Origin of the sequence: Chelativorans sp. ZYF759 (assembly GCF_012911015.1) — a bacterium.
Taxonomy (GTDB): Bacteria; Pseudomonadota; Alphaproteobacteria; order Rhizobiales; family Rhizobiaceae; genus ZYF759.
Map to the genome: position 1 here is coordinate 1 of NZ_WVVV01000037.1, position 2378 is coordinate 2378.

The window sequence follows — 2378 nt, forward strand, 5'->3', positions numbered from 1 at the left end:
TCGCCGCCCAGCACGCCAAGGGCAAGCTGACCGCGCGCGAGCGCATCGAAGTGCTCCTCGACGAGGGCTCCTTCGAGGAATTCGACATGTTCGTCGCCCACCGGGCGACGGATTTCGGAATGGCCGAACAGAAATATCCGGGCGACGGAGTCGTCACCGGCTGGGGCACCATCAACGGCCGCCTGACTTACGTCTTTTCCCAGGATTTCACCGTGCTCGGCGGCTCGCTGTCCGAGACCCATGCCCAGAAGATCTGCAAGATCATGGACATGGCGATGCGCAACGGCGCACCCGTGATCGGTCTCAACGATTCGGGCGGCGCGCGCATCCAGGAGGGCGTTGCCTCGCTTGCCGGCTATGCCGATGTCTTCAAGCGCAATGTCGATGCCTCGGGCGTCGTGCCGCAGATTTCCGTCATCATGGGCCCTTGCGCCGGCGGCGCGGTCTACTCGCCGGCCATGACCGATTTCATCTTCATGGTGCGCGATTCCTCCTACATGTTCGTCACCGGGCCGGACGTGGTGAAGACAGTCACCAACGAGATCGTGACGGCCGAAGAGCTCGGCGGCGCGCGCACCCACACCCAGAAATCCTCCGTAGCCGACGGCGCCTATGACAATGACGTCATCGCGCTGGAGGAGGTGCGGCGCCTGTTCGATTTCCTGCCGCTGTCCAATCGCGACAAGCCGCCGACCCGGCCCTTCCACGACGATCCCGAACGCCTCGAGACGCGGCTGAATACCCTGATCCCGGATTCGGCCAACAAGCCCTACGACATGAAGGARCTGATCCTCAGCCTCGCCGACGAGGGTGACTTCTTCGAGATCCAGGAAGCTTTCGCGAAAAACATCATCACCGGCTTCCTGCGCATCGAGGGGCAGTCGGTCGGCGTCGTCGCCAACCAGCCSATGGTGCTGGCTGGCTGCCTCGACATCGATTCCTCCCGMAAGGCCGCCCGTTTCGTGCGTTTCTGCGATGCCTTCAACATCCCGATCCTGACGCTGGTCGACGTGCCGGGTTTCCTGCCGGGCACCAGCCAGGAATTCGGCGGCGTCATMAAGCACGGCGCCAAGCTGCTCTTTGCCTATTCCCAGGCCACCGTCCCCATGGTCACGCTCATCACCCGCAAGGCCTATGGCGGCGCCTATGACGTCATGGCGTCGAAACATATCGGCGCCGACATCAACTATGCCTGGCCCACCGCCGAGATCGCGGTGATGGGCGCCAAGGGCGCGACCGAGATCCTCTACCGCTCCGAACTCGGCGATCCGGAAAAGATCGCCGCGCGCACGGCCGAATATGAGGAGAATTTCGCCAACCCGTTCAAGGCGGCCGAACGCGGCTTCATCGACGAGGTGATCATGCCGCATTCCTCGCGCCGCCGGATCGCCCGGGCCTTTGCCATGCTGAGGACCAAGAAGCAGGAACAGCCGTGGAAGAAGCACGACACGATCCCGCTGTGAGCCCAGCTCAGTGCACTCGGGTTCTCATAGACGGGTTGATCTGTTCGACGCCTCGACAATTGGCTTCACACATCGGCGGGGCAGAGAGTCTCGCGTGGAAGGAACATGTCGGTCAGATGGATTGGTGTCTCTGCATTGTCGACGTATCGACCACGCTCGATCGAGCTGGCCTAACATGGAAGCGGCACCGCGACTCTGCAGTTCTCATAGTGGAGCGATAGAAGTTAGTGTTTTCAAAAATCCTCATCGCCAATCGCGGCGAGATCGCCTGCCGGGTTATTCGCACCGCTAGGAAGCTCGGCATCGCCACCGTCGCGGTCCATTCCGATGCCGATCGCGACGCCCTGCATGTGCGCGAGGCCGACGAGGCGGTCCATATCGGCCCGGCCCCATCCAACCAGTCCTACATCGTCATCGACAACATTCTCAAGGCCATCAGCCAGACCGGGGCCGATGCCGTCCATCCGGGCTACGGCTTTCTGTCCGAAAATCCGCTCTTCGCCGAGGCGCTCGCGGAGGAGGGCGTGACTTTCATCGGGCCGCCGGTGAACGCCATCCAGGCGATGGGCGACAAGATCACGTCGAAGAAGCTTGCGGCCGAGGCGGGCGTCTCCACGGTGCCGGGTCATATGGGCCTGATCGAGGATGCGGACGAGGCGGTGCGCATCGCCGCCTCCATCGGCTACCCGGTGATGATCAAGGCCTCGGCCGGCGGTGGCGGCAAGGGCATGCGGATTGCCTGGAACGACGCGGAGGCCCGTGACGGTTTCCGCGCCTCCAAGGGCGAGGCCAAGGCCTCCTTCGGCGACGACCGCATCTTCATCGAGAAATTCGTCACCGAGCCGCGCCACATCGAGATCCAGGTGTTGGGTGACAGGCACGGCACAGTCATCCATCTGGGCGAGCGCGAATGCT

Annotated in this window: 2 protein-coding genes; both read left to right on the forward strand. The window is 63.1% G+C overall.

Features of this window, described 5'->3' with window-relative positions:
• The coding region (locus GRZ55_RS22900) for an acyl-CoA carboxylase subunit beta (RefSeq protein ID WP_169289251.1) at positions 1-1463 on the forward strand (1463 nt) is incomplete at its 5' end.
• A 227-nt stretch (positions 1464-1690) separates the two neighbouring features.
• The coding region (locus GRZ55_RS22905) for a biotin carboxylase N-terminal domain-containing protein (RefSeq protein ID WP_169289252.1) at positions 1691-2378 on the forward strand (688 nt) is incomplete at its 3' end.